This is a genomic window from Aestuariivirga sp., assembly GCF_044238155.1.
Lineage (GTDB): Bacteria > Pseudomonadota > Alphaproteobacteria > Rhizobiales > Aestuariivirgaceae > Aestuariivirga.
Window position 1 is genome coordinate 1 of record NZ_JBIIDX010000240.1, and the last position, 2782, is coordinate 2782.

4 protein-coding genes are annotated in these 2782 nt (G+C 66.2%); 2 read left to right on the plus strand and 2 right to left on the minus strand.

The annotated features are described in order from the left end of the window. Both ACILRN_RS16535 and ACILRN_RS16540 read right to left on the minus strand, forming a co-directional pair. Positions 1-921 (minus strand): 2Fe-2S iron-sulfur cluster-binding protein (locus ACILRN_RS16535; RefSeq protein ID WP_395690059.1); only part of this gene is annotated, 921 nt, incomplete at its 3' end. Position 922: 1 nt separating this feature from the next. Beyond that, positions 923-1759, minus strand: coding sequence for an FAD binding domain-containing protein (locus tag ACILRN_RS16540; protein WP_395690060.1), 837 nt, complete (start codon positions 1757-1759; stop codon positions 923-925). A gap of 126 nt (positions 1760-1885) precedes the next feature. Between ACILRN_RS16540 and ACILRN_RS16545 the strand changes: the two genes are divergently transcribed. Beyond that, complete coding sequence (locus ACILRN_RS16545) at positions 1886-2671, plus strand: 2-keto-4-pentenoate hydratase (RefSeq protein ID WP_395690061.1); 786 nt, start codon at positions 1886-1888, stop codon at positions 2669-2671. A gap of 7 nt (positions 2672-2678) precedes the next feature. Further along, positions 2679-2782 (plus strand): ureidoglycolate lyase (locus tag ACILRN_RS16550; protein ID WP_395690062.1); only part of this gene is annotated, 104 nt, incomplete at its 3' end.

Sequence of the window (2782 nt, forward strand, 5' to 3'; positions counted from 1 at the left end):
CCGGTTGCCGTGCAGTTGCGGCGCACTACCATCCAGCGCTGCGGCAATGGTGAGCACATGCGGATGTTCCTCCCAGGCAACAGGAAAAGCCGCAAGGTCGAGCGCTTCGACGGCGGCGCGTTCGCCCGCCACCGCAGCAACGGCCTCGCCGCGGAAACGCGTTTCGCGTTCGGCAAACACCGGCTGGTCAGCGAAAGGCGGGATCACCCCGAAGACATTGCGGCCCGGAACATCCTTTACCGTCAGTACACGAACTATACCAGGATGGGAGGCCACATACCGTGCAAGGTCGCCGAACTTGAATCCAGCCCGGTGGTGAGGTGAGCGCACCGCCCTGACCCACAGCGCATCGGGGGGAATTGCATCTGCGCCATAGGGTTCCTCGCCGCTGACCTTCGGACCGCCATCCAGCCGCGCAATTGACGCGCCCACCGCGCCACCGGCAAGCGGCGGCGCCACCGTTGCAGTGCGGCCCTCAGCGGCATCGATGACTGCGTCGATGATCTTGGCATAGCCCGTACAGCGGCAAAGGACGCCGCCCAGCGCATCTGCGACAGCGGCGCGGCTGGGCGAGGGCTCACGCGCCAGCAGTGCGGCGGCGGCCATCAGCATGCCCGGCGTGCAGATGCCGCATTGCGCGGCGCCACGCGTCAGAAATGCCTTCTGAAGACGCGCGCCTGCAGCGGTCTGTGACAAGCCCTCAACCGTCTGCACAGATGCGTTCTCAATCTGCGCGACCGGCACAAGACAGGCGCACGCCGGCGCGCCATCGACCAGCACGGTGCAGGCGCCACAATCGCCTGCATCACAGCCACTCTTGACGCCTCGCTGGCCCATGGGCCCGCGCAGGGCTTCGCTGAGCCGCGTGCCGGGATCAGCCCCACAGGCTACAGTCTTGCCGTTCAGTTTGAATGAAATCACGTCAGACAAGCCCTGTTGCCCGATCCAGGGTCTCGGCGATGACGGCAACCGCTGCATCGAGGCGGTAGTCGGCGGAGGCCCGCACATCAGCAATGGGAGAGAGTGGCGAGAGATGGCGCGGTGCCACCAGCAACGATGGTCTTGCGCCAGGACCGAGCCCACGCAACTCCCGCTCAAGGGCCACAAGCCGCTGGGCCACCGGCGATGCGGCGCCCACCGCAACGGCGGCACTGGCAATTCGCCCCTGCGCATCCTTCACCACCATCGCCGCAGCCATGATGATGGAGATCACCAGATAGCGCCGTGCACCCAGCTTGACGAAGGCGGACTGCGCGCCTGCCGGCGGCTTCGGCGTCAGCACGGCGGTGACGATTTCGCCCGGTTGCAGCGCCGTGCGCCGGTAGCCGGTGATGAAGGCAGACAGCGGCAGCGCCCGCCTGCCGGAGGCCGAGGCGAGTTCAACGGAGGCGTCGAGCGTCAGCAGCGGCGGCACGCCGTCTGCCGCCGGAGAGGCATTGCACAGATTGCCTGCGATGGTGCCGCGGTTCTGGATCTGGATCGAGCCCACCTCGCGCGCCGCCGCCTTGAGCCCGTCGAACGCAGGCGGCAGATCCGCCTTTATGATGTCGCTCCAGGTGGTGGCAGCACCGAATCGGATGACGCCGTCCACCTCGGATATGCCGCGCAGTCCCTGCACGCGCGAAAGGTCCACCAGCGGAACAGACAACGGCTTGCCGGCATGGGCTGGGTAGACATCTGTGCCGCCGGCAAGCGCAAGGGCACCCGGCACCGCCATGGCGCGCGCCGCCTCTTCAACCGTCCCGGGCCTTGCATACATGCGAGCGTGATCTCCGCTTGTTCGGCCGCAGTGTGTGGCGCTGGCACTCGGCTTGTCAAGCAAGCCGGTCACGGCTTGACGCTTGCCTGCCATTCATGGTGCAAGGTGACGGGGAGCACAGATGCCATGACCACGCCCGACTTTGCCGCAGCTGCGGAGCTTCTTCTCGATCATTGGGCCACGTCAGGCCGCCTGGCGGACCTGCCGGAGACGGTGCGCCCCTCCTCGCGTGCCGAGGGCTATCAGGTGGCGGCAGTCCTGGCGGCGCGCAGTGGCAGCGCCGTCGCGGGCTGGAAGATTGCGGCCACCAGCGAAGCCGGCCAGAAGCACATCAATGTCGATGGCCCGCTGGCAGGGCGCATATTCACAAAGAGGCTGCTGCCGCCCGGCGCAAGCGTGCCGCTTGCCGGCAACATCATGCGCGTGGCGGAAGCCGAGTTCGCGTTTGGCTTCATCAGGGACCTGCCAGCACGGTCAACCCCCTACAGCGAAGCCGAGGCTCTGGCGGCGGTGGGCTCACTGCATCTGTCGATCGAGGTGCCAGACAGCCGTTATGAGGATTTTACCAAGGTCGGGGCAGCCCAGCTCATCGCCGATACCGCCTGCGCCTGCTGGCTGGTGCTGGGCCCTCCCGTCACCGTTCCCTGGCGCGGCCTCGACCTTTCGGAACATGTGGTGCGGGGCTTTGTCAACGGGCAGCTCCGCTCGGAAGGCACCGGCCGCGCGGTGCTGGGCAATCCCTTCACCGCGCTGACCTGGTTCGTCAATGAAGCTGCCAACTACTGCGGCGGCGTCATGGCGGGGCAATTCGTCACCACTGGCACTTGCCTCACGCCGATGGCGGTTTCCTCCGGCGATGCGGTAAGCGCGGACTATGGATTGCTCGGCGTCATCTCATGCAGGATCACGTGAAACAATGATGCTGATCGCTCCGCAACCTCTTACCCATGAGGCCTTCCGGCCCTTCGGCGATGTCATCGAGATGGATCGCTCCAACCCACTCATCATCAATCAGGGGTTCAC

Bases quoted from the DNA above. Each gene is read 5' to 3' on its own strand.
- ACILRN_RS16540 (WP_395690060.1), bottom strand. From the start codon at position 1,759: ATGTATGCAAGGCCCGGGACGGTTGAAGAGGCGGCGCGCGCCATGGCG.
- ACILRN_RS16545 (WP_395690061.1), top strand. From the start codon at position 1,886: ATGACCACGCCCGACTTTGCCGCAGCTGCGGAGCTTCTTCTCGATCAT.